Source organism: Methylobacter psychrophilus (assembly GCF_025583945.1).
GTDB lineage: Bacteria > Pseudomonadota > Gammaproteobacteria > Methylococcales > Methylomonadaceae > Methylobacter_C > Methylobacter_C psychrophilus.
Genome location: NZ_JAOEGU010000032.1, coordinates 1 through 26930, shown reverse-complemented (window position 1 = coordinate 26930; position 26930 = coordinate 1). Strand labels below are relative to the sequence as shown.

Below are 26930 nucleotides of genomic sequence, written 5' to 3'. Positions count from 1 at the left end.
CTTTTTTAATTGAATCGTCTGCTGCTGTTACAAAGTATTTACAGCGTTCAATTCTTTAAATGCTTGTTCCAGGCGAGTAATCATTCCCACCTCACCAGCACGTTGCCAAACACGTGGGTCATAGTATTTTTTGTTAGGCTTGTCGTCACCATCAGGATTACCGATTTGACCTTGCAAATAGCCTTCATGTTGCTTGTAAAAGTTCATGATACCTTCCCAAGTAGCCCACTGAGTATCGGTATCAATGTTCATTTTAACGACACCGTAGCTAATTGATTCTTTGATTTCTGCAGCAGAAGAACCAGATCCACCATGGAAAACAAAATTTAAGGTATTCGCAGTTATGCCGTATTTTTCAGTGACATATTTTTGTGAATTGTCCAATATGCTAGGCGTCAATTTAACATTACCCGGCTTGTAAACGCCATGCACGTTTCCAAAAGAAGCAGCAATGGTGAAACGATGACTAATTTTACTTAATTCTTCATAAGCATAAGCCACATCTTCCGGCTGTGTGTACAACAATGAATGATCCAAATTGCTGTTATCAACGCCGTCTTCTTCACCGCCGGTAACACCTAATTCGATTTCAAGTGTCATGCCCATTTTGGACATACGGGCCAGGTATTGGCCACAAATTTCAATATTTTCTTGCAGACTTTCTTCCGACAAATCCAACATGTGCGAGCTGAATAAAGGCTTACCTGTTGCAGCAAAATGTTTTTCACCAGCATCCAACAAACCATCAATCCAGGGCAATAATTTTTTTGCAGCATGATCTGTATGAAGAATAACCGGTACGCCATAAACTTCTGCCATCAGATGTACATGCTGAGCGCCTGAGATAGCACCCAAAACCGCAGCTTCCTGACCGTCTAATTTAAGACCTTTACCCGCAACAAATTGAGCGCCACCGTTAGAGAACTGAATCACTACAGGTGATTTAACTTTGGCGGCCGCTTCCAATACTGCATTGATTGAATCAGTATTGATGACATTAACAGCCGGCATCGCGAACTTGTTTTCTTTACAAATTGCAAAGATTTTTTGGACATCTTCACCGGTTACAACGCCGGGGTTAACTACATCTAAAATTTTTTGTGACATTTTGGTATCCTGTTTAAGTCAATTTGCTTGAGGGGTAATAAAACTCGCCGTCATTCGGATATGAAAATCATCCACTACCGAATGACGTAGCGCTTTTTTAACCTTCCAGGCTAGCCAAACGGGCTGCAAGAAGTTCTTCAAGAGCTTCCAATGCCGTCGCGAAGCCGCTGATACCTTCAGCCAATTTATCGTTAGCCATACGGTTTTCAACGTGCATACGATCAAAAGTTTCTTTATCTATAGATAATTTTTCAATTGACAATTTTGCTGCATTTTCTGGATCAAGCTTACGTGGTAAGTCACCTTCTGTGGCTTGCAACTCGGCCAACAAAGAAGGAGCAATCGTCAACAAATCGCAACCGGCTAATTCTGTAATTTCACCAAGGCTTCTAAAACTGGCACCCATAACTTCAGTCTTGTAACCAAATTTTTTGTAGTAGTTGTAGATTTCAGTGACTGAAACCACACCTGGATCTTCTGCAGGAGCATAAGAATCACGGCCGGTATCTTTCTTATACCAATCAAGAATACGTCCAACAAAAGGAGAAATCAGAGTGATGCCATTTTCGGCACAAGCAATAGCCTGATGAAGACCAAACAATAGCGTCAGATTACAATGAATACCTTCTTTTTCAAGAACGGCAGCTGCCTGAATACCTTCCCAGGTAGCAGCAATTTTAATTAATACACGATCACGAGCAACATCATTTGCTTCGTATTGCGCAATCAATTCACGACCTTTTGCAATGGTTGCATCAGTATCGAAAGAAAGACGTGCATCAACTTCAGTTGAAACTCGGCCAGGAATAATCTCAAGAATCTTAAGACCAAAAGAAACCGCAAGACGATCAAAAGCAAGAGAAACCACCTCTGCAGAAGAAGCGTCTGATCCCAAACTTGCACGCGCTGATTTCAAAGTGTCATCAACAATACCTTGGTATTGAGGCATTTGTGCAGCAGCCGTAATTAACGATGGGTTTGTAGTTGAATCACGAGGCTTAAAAGTTTCAATTGCCTGGATATCACCGGTATCAGCCACAACAACAGTGAATTCTTTAAGTTGCTCTAGTAAATTTTTTCCCATAATTGGTGCCTTTTATATTTATAATTAAAAAATCGTATGATCGCGCGTAATGATTAACCAGTATCGCGAATGCTTGAATTTGGCCGTTGGTAGAAACGATAATAATTGAGGCAAAGTGATTTAAAGCCAGCCCCAATAGGGGAGAAACAGAGAAAAACTCCGCCAGCGATAGTTAAAATCGCTATGACGGCAGTCTGTTTCTCAAAGGATTTATCAACCTTGGTGGCGCATATACTTATCGACACCTGTTTCAATCGCAACGGGTTTTTGCTTATCAACTAAAGCTTGTCTTACCATGTATTTGGCAACTCGACTTATCTGCGGCAGGCTCGCCTGATGTTGCAGATACTGGTCAACCTTTGTTTGACCTACAGGTTGCTTAACCTGCTTCGCCGCTAAAGCCGCTAAAACTGCTTGCTTTGCCATATACTTGGCAACCCGGCTTGGCTGTGGCAAACTTGCCTGATGCTGTAAATACTTGGCAACGCCTGATACTTCAACTTGAGCGTGCTTTACTTGCAGAGCAGACAAAGCAGATTGTTTCGCCAGATACTTGGCAACTTTACTGGGTTGCGGCAAGGCAGCCTGATGTTTCAGATATTTTTCTACGCCACTAAGTCCTGGTGCTGCTTTTTTATTTTTAAGGTATTTTTCAACGCCTGTTACTTCATTTTCACCAAGTTCCTGCCTTTTCTGTTTTTCAGCTAATGACTGTCTCAGAATATACTTGGCTACACGACTGGCAGAAGACTTGCCCTGGATTTCTAAATACCGGGCAACTCCAGTTACCGATTGATCGGACATCCGGCTTTCCTGCTCAAGTTCTTTTCTGCTTAAAGCATTCTGATGATCCAAATACTTGGCAACACCAGTAAGCCCTTCGGAATCTCTGGAATAAACAGGATAAACAGCCTTAATTTCCTCGGTTTTAGGTCGCTTCATAAAAAAGAACAAGCCGGCAACAGCAGGAAAAAACAATCCACTCAAGTTATTCTGGCTCATTGATTATCCCCGGTCGCGCATGTATTTTTCAACACCAGTTGCTGCTTTTACTGCTTCTTTTGGTGATGCAGCCTGTTTTGCCATATATTTGGCAACGCCGGTTACTGATGCGGATCTTACATTTTTCTCCAGATATCTGGTAACGCCAGTACCGGATATCTTGTTTAAATACTTTCCAACACCAGTAAGCGAATAACTTCTTTTAGCAGGTTCTGATGCTTTTTTCTCAACAGCAACAGCACTACGTCTTTTGAAGAAATAAAATCCGGCCAAAGCAAGAACTACCAAGCCAATAAGATAGCTCGACATGGATGCTTCTTCAGCAACTTCAGGAGCGCTTGCACTGGCACTGACATCTTCACTTTCTACCGAAGTTGAAGCAGCTTCTTTTTTCGCTACAGTAGCTTTCACAGACTCGATAGCTTTGTAGTTGGGATCAACATACAAAACTTCCGGCTGGAAGTCTGCCGCAGGATATTTTGAATCAGCAGTGCTTTCAGGAGTAACCGCAGCTGCTGGAGCAGATGCAGGTGCTTTAGCCGCTTTTGCAGCAGGAGCCTTGGCAGTAGTTGCCGGACCACTCTTGGCGATATAGTCAGCATCCTGATAAAGTACTTCGGGCTGAAAATCTGCAGCCGGATATTGTTGGTCTGCGCTCGCAACGGTACTTGCTAATAGCAAGGCCGCAAATGCACATTTGGTCAAATTATTCTTATTCACGTTGTTCACCTAAAAGTCGGAAGAAGTGGTTAGAGAACCCGACACACCAGATTATTAGTGCGTCTAAAGTGAGGGGCTCTCTCCAAATTTAATATCTGTAACTACTCTATATTTTGCTTTAAAACTAAAGTACTGCTTCTACGTTCTTGACTACGTTTTCAACGGTGAAGCCAAACTCTTTGAAAAGCTGACCCGCTGGAGCAGACTCGCCGAAACGGTCGAGACCTACAATTTTACCGTTGGTTCCTACATACTTCCACCAACCATCAGTTACACCCGCTTCAACCGCGACACGCTGAGTCACTGCAGAAGGCAATACTGACTCACGATAAGCAGCATCTTGAGCATCGAAGATATTGGTAGACGGCATGGAAACTACACGAATTTTTTTACCTGCCGCTGTTAGTTGCTCAGCCGCTTTCAGTGCCAACTCAACTTCTGAACCGGTAGCGATGATAATAGCTTCTGGTTGGCCATCGCAGTCACTCAGAACGTATCCACCACGTGAAATCGCCTCAATTTGCTCTTGAGTACGTGGTACATGAGGCAAATTCTGACGAGAGAAAACCAAAATAGAAGGCCCGTTTTGACGCTCTATAGCTGCTTTCCAAGACACGGTAGTTTCAACTGCATCACAAGGACGCCACACTTGTATATTTGGAATCAGACGCAGTGTTGCGATTTGTTCAACAGGTTGATGAGTAGGACCGTCTTCACCCAAACCGATAGAGTCATGAGTATAAACAAACAGTGCACGAATCTTCATCAAAGAAGCCATACGCAGCGCATTACGTGCATATTCCGAGAACATCAGGAAAGTCGAGCCAAATGGAATAAAGCCGCCATGTAAGGCTATACCATTCATAATCGCAGACATGCCAAACTCACGCACACCGTAATTGATATAATTGGCATCAGGCTTATCGGCACGCATTGGTTTGTAACCAGTCCATTCCGTCATGTTGGAACAACCCAAATCGGCAGATCCACCAAAAATTTCAGGTAAAAGCTTTGCAAACCCTTCAATGGCAGCGAGTGAAGACAGACGTGTAGCAGTTGTCTTGGCTTCAGCATCAACCGCACTGACAAAAGCATCCGCATCAGCTTGCCAATTTTTGGGCAATTCGCCAACAGTACGACGTTGATATTCAGCGGCTAAGTCAGGATGAGCTACTTGATAAGCGGCGAATTTTTCATTCCATTCGTTTTCAGCTTGAGCACCTTTGGCTTTTGCATCCCAACCGGCATAAACATCCGCTGGAATTACAAATGCTTCATGATCCCAACCCAAAGCAGCTTTAGTCAGATTAATTTCATCCTGACCCAGAGCGGCACCATGACAAGCATGACTACCGGCTTTATTTGGCGAACCAAAACCAATCGTTGTTTTGCAACAAATCATGGTGGGCTTATCGGTCATAGCCTTAGCCATTTGGATTGCTTTAGTGAGCGCAACAGAATCGTGTCCATCGACATCAGCGATAACATGCCAGCCGTAAGCTTCAAAACGCATCGGTGTATTGTCGGTAAACCAGCCTTCGACATGACCGTCAATGGAAATGCCATTGTCGTCCCAGAAGGCGATTAAATTACCTAATCCCAAAGTTCCAGCCAATGAACAGGCTTCGTGAGAAATACCTTCCATCAAGCAGCCATCACCTAAAAAAGCATAGGTGTGATGGTCAACAATTTTGTGTCCATCCCTGTTGAATTGGGCAGCAAGTGCTTTTTCAGCAATCGCCATACCTACCGCATTGGTAATACCTTGACCTAAAGGACCGGTAGTTGTTTCTACGCCTGGCGCATAACCATATTCCGGGTGACCAGGCGTTTTAGAATGAAGTTGGCGAAAATTCTTTAGCTCTTCGATTGGCAAAGCGTAGCCAGTCAGATGCAACAAAGAATAAATCAGCATTGAACCGTGGCCATTAGAAAGCACGAAACGGTCCCGATTTGACCATTGTGGATTGGTCGGGTTGTGGCGCATAAAATCGTTCCACAAAACCTCGGCGATATCTGCCATTCCCATTGGAGCACCAGGGTGTCCAGAGTTTGCTTTTTGAACGGCATCCATGCTCAAAGCGCGTATGGCGTTCGCTAATTCTCGGCGCGAAGTCATATTGTTCCCCTTACTATTCTTATAAATTATGTGTAGTGACTTCTATCAGCGGTCCGATTTTGTCACGAATTTTTTTGATGCGTCATATGAAGTTTGAACGAGTGGCATAACCACTCGTTCTTTTGACATTACTCTAAATTAGCGTGTCTTTCTCTCATCACTTCTTCAGCAATACCTTTGTCATGGATAACATGAGCAATGGTTGCTTCCAAAAACAATAAGGTAGAAAGCTCAAATACGGTTCCCATTGGCATTCCTAAAACTTTGCCATATAGATCTGAACGACCAATTTGGAACACTGCATCGGCCATATCACCAATTGTTGAATCATTTTTTGCCGAAATCAGCACAATATTAGCGCCTACTTTTTTAGCGCTTTTAGTAAATGCTATCAGTTGTTCAGTCTCTCCAGAACCGGAGATGATAATCAACAGATCACCACTTTTAATGCTTGGCGTTACAATTTCGCCAACGACACTTACATCGTAACCGCCATGTACCAATCTCATGGCAAAAAAATTGCCAACCAGTTTGGACCGTCCAGCGCCTGCGATAAATATGCGTTTGGCATTATCAAGCAAGTGGGTCAGCTTAACATCATACGTATCATCGGTTGCTTCAAGAATACCTGAAATCTTTTCTATGATAAGTTGCTGATGCATAATTATACGGCGTCAACCAATTCACGAATTTCACGTGCTGCATCAGCAGGTGATGCAGCACCATAGATGGCTGCGCCAACTACGACAATGTTTGCACCGGCTCTAACAACATCTTGTACAGTTGATGCTTTAATGCCGCCCGCTACTGAAATTCTTACAGGCAAGCCTAATGCTGCGATATCATTCAAATCAGCAAAAGGTGTGTGACCTGCTGCTTGGGCATCAAGACCTGTGTGAATACCCATAATTTGAGCGCCGGCTTCTGCAGTTGCTTTTGCACAAGCGACTTTATCTTCAACATTGATTAAATCGATTTGTGCTTCTGCGCCATGAGCATTAGCTGCTTTGATCACGCCTTGGCAAGTTGCCAGACCAGATACGCCAAGAACAGTAACAATGTCAGCGCCTGCTGCATAAAATGGAGTTGCTTCGTATTCGCCAGCATCCATCGTTTTAAGATCAACTAACAACAATTTATCTGGAAATCTTTCTCTTAGCTCTCTAACCAGATTAATGCCATTATGTTTGATACAAGGAGTTCCAATTTCAAAAATGTCAACATAAGGTGCTACCAATGTAGCAAGGCCTACTGTTGCGTCAAAATCCAGTGAATCTAATGCCATTTGAATTAATGCTTTTGCCATGATAAGTGCTCCGAAGGGTTATATTAATAATTATATTTGGTTACATACTTGTTTTGCGGACATAACTGTAAAGTAGAATGGGGACAGATGTCAATCCCAAATGATCAATGGTCAATATCCCGCCTGGTCCCATAGATATAAAATAGTCTAAATAACATCAAAATGTTTTTTATTATTTCACGTGTCTAATAGTATTTTACACGATTACTGTCAAGAACGGGGTTGTTAATACAATTTCCCGCAACTAATTTGCATTACTAAGAAGAACTTACGGATAACTTGCCAATTTTTACTGTTTTTTTAACTCTACCGTAAATCAACATAATTAAAATAAATCATAAAAATTTCTGGTTGACAGGTCGGCTATTTTATTTACAGGCACACCTCGTAAATCAGCTATCTGTTCTGCCACATAACGCACATAAATTGGATAATTTGACCTGCCACGAAAAGGTACAGGAGCCAAATAGGGCGAATCTGTTTCAATAAGAAAACGGTCAGCAGGTACTTTTTTTGCCACTTCTTTAATTACTGTGGCATTGTTAAACGTAACAATCCCGGAAAAAGAAATATAAAAATTTAAATCCAGCGCCTGCTGAGCAAATTCCCAGTCTTCGGTAAAGCAGTGAATAACTCCCCCAACCTCACCGGCACCCTCTTCTTTTAGAATCCGTAAAGTATCTTCTTTGGCCTCGCGGGTATGAATAATTAACGGTTTTTTTAAACTTTTTGCCGCATTAATATGGTTTCTGAAACGTTGATGCTGCCAACTTAAATCACCTTCGCTACGAAAATAATCGAGGCCCGTTTCACCTATACCAAGCACTTTGTCGGACTGCCCTAAAGCAATTAACTCATCAACATCAGGGTCTTTACAATCCTGAACATTTGGATGCACACCAACCGTCACGGATATTTTTGAATAACCTGCTACCAAATCCAGCATGGCCGGATAGGACTCCAAATCGATAGCGATACACAATAAATGCTCAAGTTGATTCGCTTCTGCTTCCTGCATAAAACAGGCAAAATCATTTTGATAGGGTTTCAGATCAATACGATCCAGATGGCAATGCGAGTCAATTAACATGAATGAGAGAGTTACATGGTGTGGGTTGATCGGTCAGACGCCAAAACGCCGGCCAAATAGGTTTCTATTTTATTTCGTGCGACACCGCCATCCTGATCACTGAACTGCACACCAATACCACTGGTTCGGTAACTGCCTGATCGCGGCGGCGTTTTCCAAATTATTTTCCCGACTATCGGCAACCGCTCGGTTTCTTCCATTAAATTCAGTAATAGAAAGACCTCCTGCCCCATGTCATAGTCCCGGTTAGTGGGAATAAACAAGCCACCATTTATAACAAACGGCATATAGGCTGCATATAAAGCACCCTTATCCTTAATTGAAACGGTCAATATCCCTTGCCTGGGCGCGGATTCTGCCATGGTTATTTACCCAGATTAAGTTCAAGCCATTTTATTAAAATTTCTTCAAACATTGTCTGCTTGTTTATTTGAGTATTGAGACGTTGCCGACTTACCAATATTAAATCATACAATTTATAAAGCTCTTTCAGCTCAAGTTCCTGAGACAACTCTTGCAAAGATTCTTTCAAGTCCGGATTATATAACCAGTCGGCATTTATTGGGTAAAAACATTTAATCATGTCGACAATCCAAGATGTTATCCAGAATAATAAGGGTGACTCAGGTAATTTATACCAGTCCTCGGCAATAATAACCGGATGCTTGCGTTGCTTTGCTATATCAATCCATGCCTTGAAACAGTCATTACGCAGAGTTAACGTACCGTCATTGGCATATTCCAGTGCCAGTAACGGTGAACCCTGCGCCAATCCGTAAAGGGTAATAACATCACTATGAATTATGTCGGCATTCCGCTCCTTGAGCCAGGCAAAAACAGTTTCTTTATCTGGCTTTACAACAGCAAGTTTCTGACAACGACTAACAATTGTTGCGGGCAAACAGGCCGGTTTATCAGTAATTAAAATAATAACTGTGCGTTCTGTCGGCTCCTCCAGACACTTCAGAAAAGCATTCGCTGCGGCATTATTCATAAGATCAGCCGGACTGACAATGACAACGCGCCAGGAATCAAACTGGGGCTTTAAGGTCAGCCGGGTTACCAGACTGCGAATTTGTCCAATAGTAATCGATTTACCCGGCTCATCGGGTATTATCTGAATAAAATCCGGATGAGTTTGCGCATTAAGCAATAAGCAACGATCACAATGACCACAATGCAAACCGTTGTTTTGTGGCGCAGCACAAAGCAGCGAAAAAGCAAATTGATTAGCCAAATGTTGCTTACCGAGACCTTTATTTCCGCTTATTAGTAAAGCCTGAGGGACACGATTTTGTGATTTATAATCACAGAGATGCTCCCAGTTTTGTTGCTGCCAAGGCAATATAGTCATCTTAAAAAGGTACGAATAACATCAATCAGTGCCCTTTGCACGTCCCCTAACGGCTGATTAGCCTGAATGAGCTTGATACGCTCAGGATGCAACTCGGCCTGTAATAAATAGGCCCGTCTGACGCTCTCAAAAAAACTGATTTTTTCTGATTCAAAACGATCAAAAACACCTCTTACCCTGGCTCGCTCTATACCTATTTCAACAGGCGCATCCAGCAGCACGGTCAAATCAGGCTTTAGATTACCTTGTACCAGATTTTCCAACCACTCTATAGAGCTAATACGCATATTTCTACCACCACCTTGATAAGCATATGTCGCATCAGTAAAACGATCACAAAGCACCCAATTCCCCTGGGCTAAAGCCGGCTCAATGACATGTTTTATATGCTGGGCGCGGGCCGCAAAAATCAATAATAACTCGGCATGTTCTGAAATAGCTTCACTGTCTTTATCCAATAATAAATGGCGTATTTTTTCGGCTAATGCCGTTCCTCCAGGTTCGCGTGTAACAACAACAGAAATGTTATGCTGTTGCAGATAATCCTTTATAAAAGCGATATTAGTGGTCTTGCCGACACCTTCCCCGCCTTCCAGCGTAATAAACTTGCCTCTGATCATTTTTTCTTCCTTTGAAAACTATCGACGGCGACATTATGATCTTTTAATGTCGCAGAAAACTGATGCGTGCCGTCACCACGAGCGACAAAATACAAACTATTGCCAAGATCAGGATGCAGGACCGCATAAATGGCATCCCGACCAGGCATGGCGATAGGTGTGGGCGGCAAACCTCTAATGACATAAGTATTGTAAGGTGTCGCTGTTTTTAAATCGTTATAACCGATATTACCCTGATAGTTTTCGCCCATACCATAGATAACCGTAGGGTCGGTTTGTAACAGCATATCGGTTTGCAGTCTGCGTATAAACACCCCCGCAATTAAGGGTCGCTCGGCAACCACTGCGGTTTCTTTCTCGACAATGGAGGCAAGAATTAATGCTTCATAAGACGTTTTAAAAGGCAATCCCTCGGCTTTATTGCTCCATTCCTGATTTAATACTACCTGCATTTTATCATAAGCTCTTTTTAGTAAAGCAACATCAGAAGTATGCTTTTCAAAAAAATAAGTGTCCGGAAAAAACATCCCTTCAGGCGGTAGGATGGGTGCAGACGCTGCGGTACCAAACTGCGACATTAACACACCAAAATCATTATTGGACAAGGTATGTTCAAGATTGGGATTACTGTCAATGGCATGCAGCACCTCTTTAAAAGTCCAGCCCTCCGGAAAAGTAATCGCATACTGCCTGGTTTTTCCCTGGACAAATATTGCCAATATTTCGGGCAAGGTTAAACCGGAAACCAATTCATATTCCCCGGTTTTAAGCTTGCTGATTGATTTTTCCTGAATGGCAATAACCTTAAACCAGAGCGGCTTAAATTTAACATTCAGGGTTAACAGCTTATCGGTAATCTGATTAAAAGAATCGCCTTTATTGATTTCTATAATAACCGAATTACCCATTACCGCCGGCTGATGCAAAGCTCGCTGATAATCCCGCCACAGCCAATCAGACCCGATAATTAATGCCAGTAATAAACAAACAATGATTTTAAAGACCACTACTGATTGCCTCATTTTCAACTTGCGCCAGACGGATTTGTAACTTCCGGGTTATCAATCCCACTGAAAAATGGATCTGTGCGATTTGTTTGACGGGCCAAATACCTATAATCGAATTACAGACAAATACCTCATCGGCAGATAGCAGCTCATCTTTAGTAAAGGTGTGCTCTATGACAGAAATCCCGACATAAAAAGAGCTTGTCATTATAAGGCCACGAATAATACCGGCAACACCGGCTAACGTAAGCAATGATGTGTAGAGCATATTGTTTTTAACATAGAACAAATTGGTCATTGTTCCTTCAATGACCTGCTCGTTTATGTCCAGCATAATTCCTTCCTGAATAGCAGGATCAGACCATTCAGCACGAGCCAGTACCTGCTCAAGCCGGTTTAGATGCTTAATACCTGCCAACGCCGGATTTAATCCTAAACGGATGTCACAGAAACGGGTAACGACACCCTGCTGTTTAAAGGCCTCAGGATAATCAGGAAATGGATGTAAACTTAATACGCGGGTAGCCTGAATCACATCAGGTTGACGATAGCCTCGTCCACCGGAACCACGAGTGATTATCAGTTTAAGAACGGCGCTACCGGAATTTTGGGAAAGTTTTTGAGCCTCAAGCCTGAGCAAGCAGGCATCCGGACAAGGAATAGACAAGCGGCGACAACCTGCCTGTAATCGCGCCATATGTCGATCAAAAAAGACAGGTTGCCCATTAGTGATGGCTATTGTTTCAAATAAACCATCACCGTATTGAAAGCCACGATCGGATATTTCAATATGTGTCCGGTATTCACCATTAACGAGAATCATCGGTCGAGGCGCAATACTCGCGCCTTTATCTTACTCGTAACGCTTAAAAACCAAAGAACCATTAGTGCCACCAAAACCAAACGAATTGGACATGGCGACGTCAATTTTCATATTTCTTGCCGTATTCGGTACAAAATCAAGATCGCATTCAGGATCCTGATTTTCAAGATTAATGGTTGGCGGAGCAATTTGATTTTGAATACTTAGTGCTGTAATGACTGCCTCAATACCACCTGCAGCGCCTAACATATGGCCAAGCATAGATTTTGTCGAACTGATTGCCACGTTATAAGCAGAATCACCTAATGCAGCTTTCATAGCTTGAGTTTCACCGACATCACCTGCCGGCGTTGAGGTGCCATGGGCATTGATATAATCAACAGCATCGGTGTTTATGCCCGCATCACGAAGCGCATTTCTCATGCACCTTGCCGCACCTTCACCACCAGCGGAAGGCGTTGTGATGTGATAGGCATCAGAGCTCATGCCATAACCGACTAGTTCGGCATAAATTTTTGCGCCACGCGCCTTGGCATGCTCCAGCTCTTCAAGAACAACGACGCCTGCACCATCACTCAAGACAAAGCCGTCACGATCCCTATCCCAGGGACGACTTGCCGCTTGCGGGTTATCATTACGACGCGATAGCGCCTTGGAGGAAGCAAATCCTCCCATAGCGGTCGGTGATGTTGTACAGCGCTCCGCGCCGCCAGCAATCATCACATCGGCATCGCCATACTTAATTAAGCGTGCGGCATCGCCAATGTTGTGTGTACCTGTAGCACAGGCGGTAACAATGGCAAAATTAGGGCCTTTTAACCCGTATTTAATGGAAAGATTGCCTGAAATCATATTGATGATGTTGCCAGGAACAAAGAACGGGGAAATGCGACGGGGACCGCCTTTTTCATAGGTGGCATAACATTCTTCAATACCGGTAATACCGCCAATACCTGAGCCAATCGCTACGCCAATACGCTCTGCATTTGCCTCGGTAACTTCAAGGCCTGAGTCTTCAATGGCTTGAGAACCCGCAGCTATGCCGTAATGGATAAAACCATCCATGCGCTTGGCATCTTTGTCAGGAATATACTGGGCAATGTCAAAATTTCTTATGACACCACCAAAAGTGCTGGCAAAAAGAGAAATATCAAAAGAATCAATTGGTGTTATACCGCTTTTACCGTTAATAATACCATCCCAGGTTTCTGGAACAGAGTTGGCTAAGCACGTAACCGCACCCAATCCAGTTATTACAACTCGACGTTTGCTCAATGTAGTATACCGTAAGAAAAGTGAAGAAGAAGATGATGGGATAATGATCTGAAGATTGTCTTAAATAAAACTGACAATCCAGAGTTTTACAGAATAATTAAGTACACGTTGTACAATTTATTCACAAACAGCGATTAAGAGGACGAACTAGAAGTTCATCCTCTTATAATCATTATTACGCGTGTTTTCCTACGTAATCGATAGCTTGCTGAACAGTAGTAATTTTTTCAGCTTCATCGTCTGGAATTTCGCATTCAAATTCTTCTTCAAGAGCCATAACGAGTTCAACTGTATCCAGAGAATCGGCACCAAGATCATCCACAAATGAAGCATCGATAGCGATATCTTCTTTAACACCTAATTGCTCTGCAACAATCTTTTTTACTCGTTCTTCAATGTTACTCATAATTATTATCCTCAAACAATGTAAATTTTCAATTATTAGAAATTACACTGGTATTGTTATTAGTTTTTACTAGAAATCACGTCTCCGGCAAATCCAGACGGCGTGGCAATTATACTAAAGATTCCAACATTGTCACCATATTAAGGCATAAACATCCCACCATTGACATGCAAGGTTTCACCGGTAATATAACCAGCACCAGCAGAAGCAAGGAATGCAACAGTGTGAGCAATTTCTTTTGCCTCTCCTAAGCGAGACAAAGGAATCGATGCCAACAGGGCATTTTTAATATCATCATTTAATTCCCGGGTCATATCCGTATCAATAAATCCGGGAGCAACCGTATTAACAGTAATATTACGCGACCCAACTTCTTTCGCCATTGATTTGGCAAAGCCAATCATACCGGCTTTTGCGGCCGCGTAATTTGCCTGCCCTGCGTTACCGGTAAAACCGACCACAGATGAAATATTAATAATACGACCTGTCTTGGCTTTCATCATCCCGCGTAACACCGCCTTACTCATCCTGAAAACAGATGTTAAGTTGGTATTGATAATGTCATCCCATTCATCATCTTTCATCCGCATCAACAAATTATCTTTGGTGATACCGGCATTGTTAACTAATACTGTCGGCGCACCAAACTCAGTATTAATTTCTTTGATAACTTGTGCAACAGATTCAGCATCAGAAACATCAAGCTTAATACCCTTGCCATTCCCGTCCAAATAAACGGAAATTAAATCAGCACCAGCATCTGATGTTGCAGTGCCGACAACAAAAAAGCCGTCATCTGCCAATCTTTCGGCGATTGCCCTGCCTATACCTCGGCTTGCACCGGTTACTAAGGCTATTTGCTTAACCATTGAATTGCTCCAATACTTTATTTAACGATTCAGGATCATACATGGAAAAATGTTCAGCCTCTTTGGCGATACGCTTATTTAGCCCGATTAGTACCTTGCCAGGACCGCACTCAACAAAACGGGTGACACCTCTATCCTGCATCAGCTTAATGGTATCAACCCAGCGCACCGGCTTATACAACTGCTCTTTTAAGGCCTGACGAATTAGTTCCGGCGTAGTATGTGAAGCAACATCGACATTATGAATCAAAGTCATTTTCGGCTCATCAATAACTGTATTCAGCAAATATTGATCCAGCTTGTCAGCAGCTGTTTGCATCAGAGCACAATGAGAAGGCACACTAACCGGCAATAATAGGGCACGTTTAGCCCCTGCATCTTTCGCCGCAAGCATCGCCCTTTCGACAGCAGCAAGATTACCAGCGATAACCACTTGACCAGGTGCATTAAAGTTAACCGCAGAAACCACCTCATTTTCGGCAACCTGAGCACAAATAGCAACAACCTGTTGATCGTCAAGCCCCAAAATTGCCGCCATTGAGCCGACGCCAACCGGCACAGCGTCCTGCATTAATTGCCCTCTTACTGCAACCAGCTTTATGCCGTCTTCAAAAGACATTGCACCCGAACAAACCAAGGCCGTATATTCACCAAGACTATGCCCTGCCATCCAGTCCGGGCGAATAGCGCTCTGTTTACACCAAACCTGCCAAACCGCGACACCTGCAGCAAGCATGGCTGGCTGTGTATTTTGCGTTTGATTAAGGCTTTCTTCCGGACCATTGACAACAATAGACCACAAATCTTTACCAAGCGCGTCAGAAGCCCGCTCAAAAGTGTGCCTTACTTCATCATGGTTGGCTGCCAAAGCGGACAGCATACCTAACGACTGGGAACCCTGCCCGGGAAAAACAAAAGCCAAGTTATACATTTGCTTGCTCATTTTTAAAAGCTTAGTTTAATATTTAATTAATGCAGAACCCCAGGTAAAACCTGCGCCAAATGCTTCAAGTAAGACTACCTGCCCGCGCTTAATGCGGCCATCACGAACGGCTTCATTAAAGGCAAGCAACACCGAAGCGGACGAAGTATTACCTTGGCTTTCAAGCGTTACGACAACCTGATCCATGGACATTTTTAATTTTTTGGCGGTAGCGGTAATAATTCGTATATTTGCCTGATGGGGAACCAGCCAGTCAATTTCAGACATATCCATATTATTTGCTTCCAGCGTTTCATCAACAATCCGCCCCAGCGTATTAACAGCAACTTTAAAGACTTCGTTGCCACGCATACTGATACGACCGGCCTCATTCTCGTTACTATCGGTAGCAACTTGAGGGATCGTACAATACAACAGATCCTTATACTCCCCGTCGGAATGAATATGCGTAGACAAAACACCAGCTTCATCTGAAGCCCTTAATAATAAGGCTCCGGCACCATCGCCAAATAAAATACAGGTACCCCGATCGGTCCAGTCAAGAATACGTGAACAAATTTCAGAACCCACCACAAGAACTGTCTTGGCAGCGCCTGACTTGATATATTGATCAGCAATACTCAAAGCAAAAATAGATCCTGAGCAAGCCGCCTGCACGTCAAATGCAACAGCATTTTTAATGCCTAATCGCTGTTGTAGCAAACAACCTGTGCTCGGATACACATACTCAGGTGTGCCAGTCGCAACTATAATCAAATCAATTTCTTCCGGATCGCAACCAGCGGCCTCTATGGCCTGTCTGGCGGCAATCTCTGCCATACTTGCCGCTGATTCATGCGCTCCCGCAATACGGCGACTTTTAATGCCTGTTCGCTCATAAATCCAGCTATCCGAGGTATCAACAGTCTCTGATATTTGCTCATTAGTGCGAACTTCTTCTGGCAGATAACCACCGGTACCAATTACTCTTGAATAACGAATCATGCGATTTCTCTAAGAGCCAAGATTTTCTCTACTTGCTCGCTTATCTTTCTGATAACATCTTTTTTAACTTCAATTTCAGCAAGCTGAATAGCCGTTTTAAAAGCAAGAATATCTGCTCCGCCATGACTTTTAATAACTAATCCTCGAAGACCCAGAAAACTGGCACCATTATACAAACGAGGATCTATGCGCTGTTTAAAGGACTTAAGAACGGGATAGGCAAGCAAACCAACCAGCTTGGTCAAAATATTTTTGCCAAAAGCCTCTTTTAACGCAAAGCCAATCATTTTGGCCGCACCTTCAATGGATTTAAGCGCGACATTACCAACAAATCCATCAGTAACAATCAAATCAACTTTGATATGTCCGGCATTTAAAGAGTTACCTTCTACATAACCAATATAATTTAACGATGAATTTTCCAATAACTTTGCAGCAGCCTTAACCTGTCCATTACCTTTCGTATCTTCTTCGCCAATATTTAACAAACCTACTTTTGGGCTATCAATTGCATCAACCGCTTTAACCAATTCATTGCCCATGATGGCAAATTGAAAAAGATGCTCCGCAGTACAATCTACATTTGCTCCCAAATCAAGCACATGAATATGTCCGTGAATTGATGGTAACGTAGAAATAATGGCAGGACGATCAATCCCCGGAATCATTTTTAAAACAAAGCGCGCAGTCGCCATTAAAGCACCGGTATTACCAGCACTCACACAGGCATCAGCATGGCCATCACGAACCAGATTGATAGCAACCCGCATTGATGAATCTTTTTTGTTTTTAAGCGCCTTGGATGGTGACTCATCCATACCAACACACTGGGATGCATGATGGATAGTGAGTCTGTCTTGATAATCGGCTAATTCCGATGGCAATAACTGTTTAATAACAGCTTCATCGCCTACTAAAATCAGTTTTAAGTCTGGATTGTTTTTTAAACAATCCAATGATGCCGGAATAGTGACTTCAGGACCGTGGTCCCCGCCCATCGCATCAATTGAAATTGTTAAACTCACGCCGACGAACAACTCCGCAGTTATTAAAGGAAGCCGAACCAGATATGATTCGGCATGGCATCATTTCAGAGCAAAAAGCGATTACTCTTCGCTTGCGCCTACGATCTGACGACCTTTAAAGTAACCGTCCGGAGTCATGTGATGACGTAAATGCATTTCACCAGTGATTGGATCTTGAGTTAATGCTTTTGCTGTTAAGGCGTCATGTGAACGACGCTGACCACGTCTTGAACGTGACACTTTGCTTTTCTGTACGGCCATTATAAATCTCCAGTGTTTTTAAGTTTGGCTAAAATGGAAAAAGGGTTTTCAGGGGATGACGACTCGTCATTCACTAATGGATCTACGCTGTTATTGTCAATTTTCTGGACAAAACAGGCATGTTGGTGCTTTGGGAAAGCAGGTAATATGAGTAATATCTCATCTTCAATAATATTTTTAAGAAGAACTTTCTCTTCTTCAACCATCAATGGTTCATAATCTTCGGGCAATCTGTTCGCTTGATCCATTGAATTAACAATACCTAATTTGATCGCACAATCAATAGGCCAATCAACAGCCTCCAGACAATTTTGGCATTCAAGCTCCAAAACAGCCTTAATATGACCCTCAACTTTGGCCAGTCGCCCTTCCCGACCAAAAAAAAGGTCGACAGCAACTGTACCGGTGTCGTTAATCAGCATTTTCGCCAAACGATCCAGATTTTTTAATGGTATTTGACCCTTCAATTCACCACGCTTATCAGCGAGATGTAAAGGATCGATATATTCGGGTAATCTATCTAACATAACTGCGAAATAATATAGGGAAAAAATAAAAGCGTCAAATTCTAAATACAATTTTTATTATATAAAATAAAAGGCTCTCATTAAAAAACCTCACTATTTAGAATAAAACCAACCATACATGGATAGTGCAATCTTTAAAAGATCTTGTTCTTCTTAATTAACAAAGCACCTTCATTCCTTGGCTTGGAACACTTATAATATCCGCACATTATACTTTGGACAGAAAATTATCCGGTATTTTTCTTCGTTAAATGCACTCATGACTAAAAATCGATTAATTTTTCTTTTAAGATTATTAAACTTAAACTAAGGCCAACCAATGCCGAGCAATCAATACAAACTATTGCTCATTTACTGCTTTTTCCTCCCTTATATTAAGGCGCCAAATCGTTTCATATGGCGTTAAATTCCGAATCATTGACAATCCAATCCATAAAAAAATAATTATGACCGATAAAAAACCCACTCTTGGCTTCATAGGTATCGGTTTAATGGGCAGCCCCATGACTTTGCGTCTATTAAATGCCGGCTTTAGTGTCAACGTATGGAATCGTAGCCCTGAAAAACTATCGTCCGTTACCGATGCGGGAGCCAAGGTTTGCTCATCTGTTGCTGAATTAGTCAAAACATCCCACATCATTTTACTGTGCCTGACCGATACTAGCGCGGTTGAAGCGGTTGTACGTAACGATATTATGGAAAACGGCTCAGCAAACCAGCTACTAATAGATTTATCCAGTATCCACCCGGAAAATACCCGCCAACTAGCGGCAATGCTGCATAATCGATGCGGAATGTCTTGGGTCGATGCACCCGTTTCTGGTGGTGTTGTCGGTGCCGAACAAGGCAGCTTGGCAATTATGGCCGGGGGCAGCCTGGAAAACATCAATATTGCCCGCATCGTCCTGGCTCCGCTTTATAAACAACTGACCCACATGGGCGACACAGGCTGCGGACAGGTCACCAAAATATGCAACCAAATGATTGTCAGTTGCAACGTTTTGGTTATCGCTGAAATGATCGCACTAGCCCAACAAGCCGGGGTAGCTGCCGAGAAAATACCGCAAGCGCTATCCGGTGGCTTTGCTGACTCTACACCCTTGCAAATCGTCGGCCCGGAAATGGCAACAACTACTTTTGAACCCGTTAAATGGCGAGTTAAAACCTTGTTAAAAGATTTGAATATGGCTGTTGACTTAGCCATTAAACAAGGCAATGCCATTCCTATGTCCAGCCTGGCAGCACAGCTTATGCAATTACATGGCAGCCATGGCTATTTAGAACAAAACCCTTCAACTTTGATTAAACTATTTACTAAAAACGATGCTTAAATTCACAGCTAATTTAAGCATGCTATTCACAGAAGTAGATCTTATCAATCGCTTCAAAGCAGCAAAGCAAAGCGGGTTTGATGCGGTTGAAATACAATTTCCCTTTAGCTTGAGTGCAGAAACCCTTAAAAAAACCCTGGAAGAGCAACAATTAAAATTAATATTATTTAATGTAGACGCGGGCGATCTTCTTAATGGAGGCGAAGGGCTTGCTTGTGTACCGGAAAAAACAGACCAATTTCGTCAGGCGGTCGCCCAATCACTGAAATATGCAGCACTTTTAAAGCCGGAAGCCATCAATATATTACCTGGCCGTTGCTTTAATAAAACACGAAAACAGGCCTACTTGAAAACTTTTAAAGAAAACCTGAGCTTTGCTGTTGAAGCCTTTTCATCACTTGGTATTAAAACCGTCTTTGAAGCCATTAACAGCCACGATATGCCCGGCTTTATTATCCATAACGGCCAACAAATGCTGAATGTATTAAAGCAATTAAATCATCCTGATTTATTGATGCAATACGATATTTATCATATGCACATGATGGGTGACAAGCCCGATGAATTTATTACCCGACATGCTGATAAAATCGGTCACATTCAATTTGCAGATTGCCCGGGGCGAGGCCAACCAGGTACAGGGCAGATTAATTTTGAACGACTTTTCTCGGTTATTGAAAGGTCAACATATACCGGATGGACTGGCGCTGAATACAAACCGGTTGGCACAACATCTGAAAGCCTGAAGTGGTTTTAAACCAAAAACAGGCACCTCATGCCACCCGTAGCATGAAATATTTTAAAAAAAATCATATCCCTACCGTTAAAAACCTGTTCGGAAAACCTGCGTTATTAATCATTATAAACTCGTCGCCCATGATCAGGCATGACTTGTCAAAGGATAAGCAGCCAAAAATTACCCGGCATATACATATAACCCATTGATTATTATTAGCCTGTGTTTTTCAACCCTGCCTTACAATTTAAGGAAGCCTTAAGACTTGCCAAGTTAAACTTGGCTCGCGTTAAAACATTAACGCTGAACGCCCTGGAGTAAAACAATATGCTTTGGTGCGATAAAACTAGAACCCGGACAAGTTGGACATAAGCCAATACTCTGGATTCTTTATAAATGGCCACCTATGAAACAGGCCATAGATTTTAATTACAAAGGCTTTTTATTTATGAATAAACTGATACTAGCAGTTTCTTTAGTTGTTATATGCAGTTATCTTTCCAACCCTATACAATCTGCCGAAGCAGCAGGTCGTCATAAGAGTCATTCGGCAAAAGCACATTCAAATGACCATCATCAAAACAAAGCTTCTTGGTATGGTGCTGAGTTCCATGGCAAAAAAACGGCTAATGGCGAAAGATTTAACATGTATGCAATGACTGCGGCACATAAAACATTGCCTCTTTCATCTTACGCAGAAGTAACCAACCTTAAAAATCATCGTAGCGTTGTTGTTCGCATCAATGATAGAGGTCCTTTTCATGGCAGAAGAGCAATGGATTTATCCTACGCTGCCGCTAAAAAACTTGGCATCAAAGGCATTGCTTCAGTACAAATCACGCCGCTGGGATCCAATGAAACATTGGCATTATTAAGCCAATAACTCCCAATAACCGCTGTTAATCTTTTTAAATGCAATGAATTATTACAATTTTCATAGTAGGGTGCTTGGCTAAAACCAAACACTCTACTACACCAAATTGTTCAATCTATCGCAAGCTTCAGCTATTATTTATCATCATTTCAAAATATCACAATAAATTCAATCCTTACTATTGAACCATTGCCTTGTGTAAAATTTTACCCATAACTATAGAAACACAGATGCTCACCCAACCCCACAACACCGCTTAAATTTCTTGCCGCTACCGCAAGAACATGGCGCATTCTTACCCTGATTAGTTTGCAGATCCACTTTACTCATTGACTTAATAACCCCATCCAGATAGAACCAACGCCCGTTTGTTCTAGTGAAGCGACTAATTTCAGTCATAACATGCTCTTGATCATCCTGCATATAAAAGGCCTTAAATGCCACCACGCCTTTGCTGTCCTTAACTCCACCTTTTTTTATGTCGGTAATTTCCAACCGCAACCAAGCAATATTTTCTCTGGAAAAATCTATCGCCTTAGGTCGCCTGGTTGCCTCCCAAGTATCTTGTAAATAAGCCCCATTGCGTAAAACATAAGCACTGTAACGCGAACGCATTAAGGCTTCAGCAGTTACCGGTGTTTTTTCACCGGAATGAAATGGCCCGCAGCATTGTTGATAGTCAATACCGGAGCCGCAGAGACAAAGTGTTTGATTGTTCAAAAAAATTCCTTATAACGGCATTAGATATTTGTTGCTGTTTGGCTTGTGCATGTGACTGCACTATTACCCAACATTGCCGACATCGACATGTTGGGTTACAGCTATCGACTAATCCAACCTATACCACTTCTCCAGATTTTTGCTTTTCCAACAAATAATCCAACCACAAATTAGACAGCTTTTCCTGTACGGTATTTTGTCGTAAACGTGCATTTAAATGTGGAAAATCAACTTTATCCAAATCCTGATCCTGGTTGTCGCAAGAATAAACAAAATATTCCTTGCCGGTTTCGGCATCGACATGTTTACACAAACACTGGGCACAGATACCTTTCATCATGCATTGCATAGGTGAGTTGATAGAACCAACAGCATGATGAGCTTTATTAAGATAGGGTTTTAAGACATCAAAACGGGCCGATTTAACTGCTGCCATCATGCGATCCGAGCCGATAACAACCAGATGATCAACATCAGCCAGCGAAATAGGCTGTTCACCCAAATCACCTTCAGCATAAGCCACCATACACTCCAAAATATTACCGACAAAAGTTTTATCTTGTGGGCGTGTTGGTTGAATAGCGACTACATCAGTACCTTTGTCGACGGCCCAAATAACCAGATCAGCGGCCGCTTCAACGTCTTCAATTTTGAAACGATCCTGCGTATTTTTATAACCCGCAAAATAAATCACGCGATTACCGGCAGCACGCAATGCCTTACCAATAGAAAACAGTACGGCATTACCCAAACCACCACCGATTAGCAGTACGGTTTGTTTGGTGGGTATTTCAGTCGGTGTGCCGGTCACACCCATGATAACGAGCGGATCGCCCACTTTCCAAGTCGCACAAAGACGAGAAGATGAACCCATTTCCAGTGCAATCAAGGAAATCGTACCTTTTTCTTTATCGACCTCCGCACCGGTTAGCGCCAAACCTTCGGCAACCAATACGGTACCTTCAACGGTTGGCGCAAACGCTTCATAATTTTGTACGCGGTAAAATTGCCCCGGATGAAATTTTTCAGCAGCCAGTGGCGCCTTTACAATAACTTCAATAATTGTTGGTGTCAGTCGGTTAATCGCGATAATAGTCGCTTTAAACGCTGAATCCAAACGAGCAAACAAGGCCTTTAAGTCGGCATCACGTCCCGGCTGTTGCGCCGGATTTAAGCCCGCCAATTGTTGTTCAAATAATTTAACGACATAAGGATAACCATTCTTGGCACTGGCCATGGCCTTAACAACATTACCCGCATAAACAGGATGATTGTCGCCATAAAAACTGATAAATTTACCGTCTTTTTGATAGGATGTTAGCGGTGCAGGCTTACCAAGCTTTGGGAACGCTTCATCGCTCATCGGCACTAATTCAACGGCATCGTTTGTCCATTCGGGTTCATAGCGCTGGAAAAACCATTTATCCATGACAAAGGTGTCAGGATATTCATTTTGGTAAATAATATTGGGCGATGTTCCTGCAGCGACATATAAACTGCGTAACGGAACTTTAATGATTTGCCCTGAACTCTTCCAACCGTCAGTTTCCAACGTCAGTTTTTCAAAGTCTACGACCTCTAAATGCCCGTATTCATCAGCACCTGCACTGAGCGGACTCATGCCTTCTGCCAAAGCAATACCTTCTTGCAATGCCTCGTTAATTTCTTCGTGATTTTGACGATAAGCAGGAGCATCTTTCATGCCTTTACGATAAAACAGCGTTACGCCGCCCCAAGATTCCACCAACGGTTGAAAATGCGGTAACTCACCCTCAGCTTCGGCGCGTTGGCGTTCTGCGTGTATGGCTTTACCATGCTCCAGAAATTCATCAAGGATAATGGTTTCTTCTTTATCGTAACGACCACGAACAGTCTGCTCACCATAAGTCTCAGACAGCTTCTCATAACGATGCAGGATTTTTTCAACCTGCACAGGATAATACGCCATCAATTCGGTAGAGGTATCAATAGCCGTCAAACCGCCACCGATTACACCTGCGGGCAAACGCACCTGCAAATTAGCCATTGAAGAAGCCTTGGCGGCACCGGTCAATTGTAACGCCATCAAAAAGTCCGAGGCTTTACGTATGCCGCGCATCAAATTGTTTTTCAGGCCGATAATGGTTGGATTTCCCGCACCCGACGCGATGCAAATATGATCAAACCCCATACCCCAGGCATCATCAATAGTTAATGTACCACCAAAACGCACACCCCCATAAGCGCGGAAGGCTTCACGTCTTTGTAGTGTCAGGTAAATCACCTTTAGAAAGTTTTTGTCCCAGCGCACGGTAATGCCATATTCAGCCACACCGCCAAAACCTGCCAGAATGCGTTTATCCAAATCTTCATAGAGATCGTTAAAATCAACAATCGGTACCGGCAAATTATTCGCATCGCCAGTTAAAGCGACAGGTAAAGGTTCCAGCTTTAAGCCATCAATACCGGCAACACCAAAACCTTCATTTAATAAATAATGGCTCATGGTATAGCCGGCAGGACCTAATCCTACCACCAGAGCATTTTTACCGTTATAAGGCAACATGGTGGGACGCTTAACATTTAACGGATTCCAGCGGGTGAGCAAGCCGTATATTTCAAAGCCGTAAGGCATGAACAGTACATCAGTCAGCACATTGGTTTCAATTTGCGGAATATTAACCGGATCGGTTTTTTGATAAATACAACCTTTCATGCACTCGTTACAAATACGATGGCCGGTACCCGGACACATCGGATTATCGATAATGATAATGGCCAATGCGCCAATATTATCGCCATTGCGTTTAACCAGATGCATTTCCGATATTTTTTCATCCAGCGGACAGCCAATAGTCGTAACGCCGAGCGGATCAATTTTAAAGGTGTTGGTTTTCTTGTTACGCATGCCCTTTGAGCACGAATCGGTATCGCGTTCATGGCAATAGATGCAATGATTAACTTCTGACAATACCTGCCGTTGATTAAAACGTGGATCAGTCAGCTTAAATCCATCCCTACGGCGACGATGTTCCAAATCACCCATCCACGCAGTAAATTCACCACGATCAACGGTATCGTGTTCAACCAAATTTTCAAAATCGCGTTTTTCAGGAAATTTAAAACTTAACCAGTCAGCGACTATATCGTTATCTTCTTGGGCAACAAAGCTCCAGCGCTGTACGACATCCATCAAGCCGCTAATAAATTCAGCAGCGTCCGGCGCATTAATGATTTCGTCAAATTCAGTTGCCGCCAGCTCATGAGCCGCCAGCTTTGCACGTAAAGCAGAGACTTGCTCATCGGCATTTTCGTACTCACTGACTTTACCCTTGGCAAGCAATTTATAGTGGCTGGACAATAAACCAATAACCGCTCCGACACGCGCAACCCGGTGCTCAGGATCATTATCTTGATTGGCTTCCGGGAAACCCGCCTCAATCAGTAAATCAAAACGATTCAAGATAGAAGAAATAGCCCAATCACTGGTATCCTGGCCTTTAAACACAACACCCAGCTTTTCTACGACTTCGTTCTTAAAGTTAAAAATCGTGTCGATCTCATCTTTAATTTTAAGATTTTGCGTTTGATGCTGTTCGGACACATTAAATAACTTGGCAACAAACTGGCCAACATAAGGCCCCATACTCACCAGCAAGTCAGAAATTTCCTCCGGCTTTAGGCCTTCGCCCTGACTTTGGCGATAGGCGGAAAATTTATCATAGAGCTCAACATCATGCGTTTTAATTGACGCATCAAATACATCCAGTAAATCTTTTAGACGTGCGGCATCGTATAAATCGGCGTAAGTGAAGTTAGGGATTCCAAGGATTAAAGTATGTTGTTCCATAAGGCTTATATTTGATTAGCTTACATCTGTATAAACAGGTTACTGAAAGTAGAACCGGTTATGCAGACAGGTTACTGAAATTGATTATTTACCGGACATTTTAAGTAAAAATGACTATTTTATCCACTGATAATCTTTATAGATTAATCACCGCAACCATGACTATAAAGTAGCGACATTAAATCGGACAAATATTCCAAGATAACCTTTATATATAAGACATGCAGAAAATATAAGACCGACAATACATCTGACGGTGAGTAGGCCGCAGGAACTTTCCCCGACAGCCTTTCGCAGAACGGTACGCAAACTCTCGGGGAATTGTCGTTTGTTGTCCTTTCGTTGCAAGCAAATCAGTCCGTACGCCTTAGGATGATTATTGCTGCCTGTCAATTTCGCGTTGTCGCGCCAATTCTTGTTCCTTAATTTTCTGGGCTTCCGCTTGTGCACGCTCAGCCTGTTGCGACTGCGCTTCCAGTTGCTGTTGATTTTGTAGTTCCTGCTGACGCGCCGCTTCCTGTTGCTGTGCCTGCCGAGCTTGTTCTTGTGCACGCTCGGCCTGTTGCGACTGCGCTTCCAGTTGCTGTTGATTTTGTAGCTCCTGCTGACGCGCCGCTTCCTGTTGCTGGGCCTGCCGTGCTTCTACTTGAGCACGCTCGGCCTGTTGCGACTGCGCTTCCAGTTGCTGTTGATTTTGTAGTTCCTGCTGACGCGCCGCTTCCTGTTGCTGGGCCTGCCGGGCTTCTACTTGAGCACGCACGGCCTGTTGCGACTGCGCTTCCACTTGCTGTTGATTTTGCAGTTCCTGCTGACGCCCCGCTTCTTGTTGCTGCGCCTGCCGTGTTGTTTCTCTGTCTCTTCTACACCTCTGACCCTGCCCACGAGAACAGCCGATAAAAATTCTCATATCGCACTAGA

The 26930-nt window shown here is 43.0% G+C and carries 27 protein-coding genes; 3 read left to right on the top strand and 24 right to left on the bottom strand.

Annotated elements, in window-relative coordinates:
* Positions 1-27: 27 nt before the first annotated feature.
* From fbaA to N7974_RS14065, 21 genes are all read right to left on the bottom strand, one after another.
* A complete protein-coding gene (fbaA, locus tag N7974_RS14165) occupies positions 28-1107 on the bottom strand; it encodes a class II fructose-bisphosphate aldolase (RefSeq protein ID WP_262966246.1) in 1080 nt (359 codons plus the stop codon).
* A gap of 97 nt (positions 1108-1204) precedes the next feature.
* Positions 1205-2191, bottom strand: a complete 987-nt coding sequence (locus tag N7974_RS14160) for a transaldolase (RefSeq protein WP_262966245.1) — start codon at positions 2189-2191, stop codon at positions 1205-1207.
* 213 nt (positions 2192-2404) lie between these two features.
* Positions 2405-3193, bottom strand: coding sequence for a hypothetical protein (locus N7974_RS14155; protein WP_262966244.1), 789 nt, complete (start codon positions 3191-3193; stop codon positions 2405-2407).
* Between the two features lie 3 nt (positions 3194-3196).
* Positions 3197-3913 (bottom strand): LPXTG cell wall anchor domain-containing protein, encoded by a 717-nt coding sequence (locus N7974_RS14150; protein ID WP_262966243.1) that lies wholly within the window; start codon positions 3911-3913, stop codon positions 3197-3199.
* Positions 3914-4037: 124 nt separating this feature from the next.
* On the bottom strand, positions 4038-6032 hold the full coding sequence (gene tkt, locus N7974_RS14145; protein ID WP_262966242.1) for a transketolase: 1995 nt from the start codon (positions 6030-6032) through the stop codon (positions 4038-4040).
* Positions 6033-6160: 128 nt separating this feature from the next.
* Positions 6161-6694, bottom strand: a complete 534-nt coding sequence (gene hxlB / locus N7974_RS14140; protein ID WP_262966241.1) for a 6-phospho-3-hexuloisomerase — start codon at positions 6692-6694, stop codon at positions 6161-6163.
* Positions 6695-6696: 2 nt separating this feature from the next.
* Entirely contained in the window at positions 6697-7338 is a 642-nt protein-coding gene (gene hxlA, locus N7974_RS14135; protein ID WP_262966240.1) for a 3-hexulose-6-phosphate synthase, read from the bottom strand.
* 325 nt (positions 7339-7663) lie between these two features.
* A complete protein-coding gene (locus N7974_RS14130; protein ID WP_262966239.1) occupies positions 7664-8428 on the bottom strand; it encodes a TatD family hydrolase in 765 nt (254 codons plus the stop codon).
* Between the two features lie 11 nt (positions 8429-8439).
* Positions 8440-8790 (bottom strand): PilZ domain-containing protein, encoded by a 351-nt coding sequence (locus tag N7974_RS14125; protein ID WP_262966238.1) that lies wholly within the window; start codon positions 8788-8790, stop codon positions 8440-8442.
* Positions 8791-8792: 2 nt separating this feature from the next.
* Positions 8793-9782 (bottom strand): DNA polymerase III subunit delta', encoded by a 990-nt coding sequence (locus N7974_RS14120; protein ID WP_262966237.1) that lies wholly within the window; start codon positions 9780-9782, stop codon positions 8793-8795.
* Positions 9779-10402, bottom strand: a complete 624-nt coding sequence (gene tmk, locus N7974_RS14115) for a dTMP kinase (RefSeq protein WP_262966236.1) — start codon at positions 10400-10402, stop codon at positions 9779-9781. Before tmk ends, N7974_RS14120 begins: the two co-directional genes overlap by 4 nt.
* Positions 10399-11424 carry an endolytic transglycosylase MltG gene (gene mltG, locus N7974_RS14110; RefSeq protein ID WP_262966235.1) on the bottom strand — a complete coding sequence of 342 codons (1026 nt, stop codon included), beginning with the start codon at positions 11422-11424 and terminating at the stop codon, positions 10399-10401. The genes tmk and mltG overlap by 4 nt, the downstream gene beginning before the upstream one ends.
* Positions 11399-12232: an aminodeoxychorismate lyase gene (gene pabC, locus N7974_RS14105; RefSeq protein WP_262966234.1), complete on the bottom strand. Its 834-nt coding sequence runs from the start codon at positions 12230-12232 to the stop codon at positions 11399-11401. The genes mltG and pabC overlap by 26 nt, the downstream gene beginning before the upstream one ends.
* 30 nt (positions 12233-12262) lie before the next feature.
* On the bottom strand, positions 12263-13507 hold the full coding sequence (gene fabF, locus N7974_RS14100) for a beta-ketoacyl-ACP synthase II (RefSeq protein WP_262966233.1): 1245 nt from the start codon (positions 13505-13507) through the stop codon (positions 12263-12265).
* A 175-nt stretch (positions 13508-13682) separates the two neighbouring features.
* Entirely contained in the window at positions 13683-13913 is a 231-nt protein-coding gene (gene acpP / locus N7974_RS14095) for an acyl carrier protein (protein WP_243220801.1), read from the bottom strand.
* A 140-nt stretch (positions 13914-14053) separates the two neighbouring features.
* Positions 14054-14782 carry a 3-oxoacyl-ACP reductase FabG gene (fabG, locus tag N7974_RS14090; RefSeq protein WP_243220800.1) on the bottom strand — a complete coding sequence of 243 codons (729 nt, stop codon included), beginning with the start codon at positions 14780-14782 and terminating at the stop codon, positions 14054-14056.
* The gene (fabD, locus tag N7974_RS14085) at positions 14775-15725 is read right to left on the bottom strand and encodes an ACP S-malonyltransferase (protein WP_262966232.1); all 951 of its coding nucleotides are present in this window, start codon (positions 15723-15725) and stop codon (positions 14775-14777) included. Before fabD ends, fabG begins: the two co-directional genes overlap by 8 nt.
* A gap of 15 nt (positions 15726-15740) precedes the next feature.
* Positions 15741-16709, bottom strand: a complete 969-nt coding sequence (locus N7974_RS14080; RefSeq protein ID WP_262966231.1) for a beta-ketoacyl-ACP synthase III — start codon at positions 16707-16709, stop codon at positions 15741-15743.
* Positions 16706-17734 (bottom strand): phosphate acyltransferase PlsX, encoded by a 1029-nt coding sequence (gene plsX / locus N7974_RS14075; RefSeq protein ID WP_262966230.1) that lies wholly within the window; start codon positions 17732-17734, stop codon positions 16706-16708. Before plsX ends, N7974_RS14080 begins: the two co-directional genes overlap by 4 nt.
* Positions 17735-17815: 81 nt before the next feature.
* Positions 17816-17995 (bottom strand): 50S ribosomal protein L32, encoded by a 180-nt coding sequence (rpmF, locus tag N7974_RS14070; protein ID WP_243220797.1) that lies wholly within the window; start codon positions 17993-17995, stop codon positions 17816-17818.
* Positions 17995-18522 (bottom strand): YceD family protein, encoded by a 528-nt coding sequence (locus N7974_RS14065; RefSeq protein ID WP_262966229.1) that lies wholly within the window; start codon positions 18520-18522, stop codon positions 17995-17997. The genes rpmF and N7974_RS14065 overlap by 1 nt, the downstream gene beginning before the upstream one ends.
* Before the next feature lie 446 nt (positions 18523-18968).
* On the opposite strand from N7974_RS14065, the gene N7974_RS14060 reads away from it, so the two are divergent.
* The 3 genes from N7974_RS14060 (at position 18969) to N7974_RS20690 (ending at position 21472) form a co-directional block, all read left to right on the top strand.
* Positions 18969-19853 (top strand): NAD(P)-dependent oxidoreductase, encoded by an 885-nt coding sequence (locus N7974_RS14060; protein WP_262966228.1) that lies wholly within the window; start codon positions 18969-18971, stop codon positions 19851-19853.
* Positions 19846-20610 carry a hydroxypyruvate isomerase family protein gene (locus N7974_RS14055; protein ID WP_262966227.1) on the top strand — a complete coding sequence of 255 codons (765 nt, stop codon included), beginning with the start codon at positions 19846-19848 and terminating at the stop codon, positions 20608-20610. The genes N7974_RS14060 and N7974_RS14055 overlap by 8 nt, the downstream gene beginning before the upstream one ends.
* A gap of 385 nt (positions 20611-20995) precedes the next feature.
* Entirely contained in the window at positions 20996-21472 is a 477-nt protein-coding gene (locus tag N7974_RS20690; RefSeq protein ID WP_317451613.1) for a septal ring lytic transglycosylase RlpA family protein, read from the top strand.
* Between the two features lie 225 nt (positions 21473-21697).
* Here the strand turns inward: N7974_RS20690 and N7974_RS14045 are convergent, their stop codons facing one another.
* The 3 genes from N7974_RS14045 to N7974_RS14035 form a co-directional block, all read right to left on the bottom strand.
* Positions 21698-22183, bottom strand: a complete 486-nt coding sequence (locus N7974_RS14045; RefSeq protein WP_262966226.1) for a YchJ family protein — start codon at positions 22181-22183, stop codon at positions 21698-21700.
* A 118-nt stretch (positions 22184-22301) separates the two neighbouring features.
* On the bottom strand, positions 22302-26012 hold the full coding sequence (locus N7974_RS14040) for a pyridine nucleotide-disulfide oxidoreductase (protein WP_262966225.1): 3711 nt from the start codon (positions 26010-26012) through the stop codon (positions 22302-22304).
* A gap of 376 nt (positions 26013-26388) precedes the next feature.
* A complete protein-coding gene (locus tag N7974_RS14035) occupies positions 26389-26919 on the bottom strand; it encodes a hypothetical protein (RefSeq protein ID WP_262966224.1) in 531 nt (176 codons plus the stop codon).
* Positions 26920-26930: the final 11 nt, after the last annotated feature.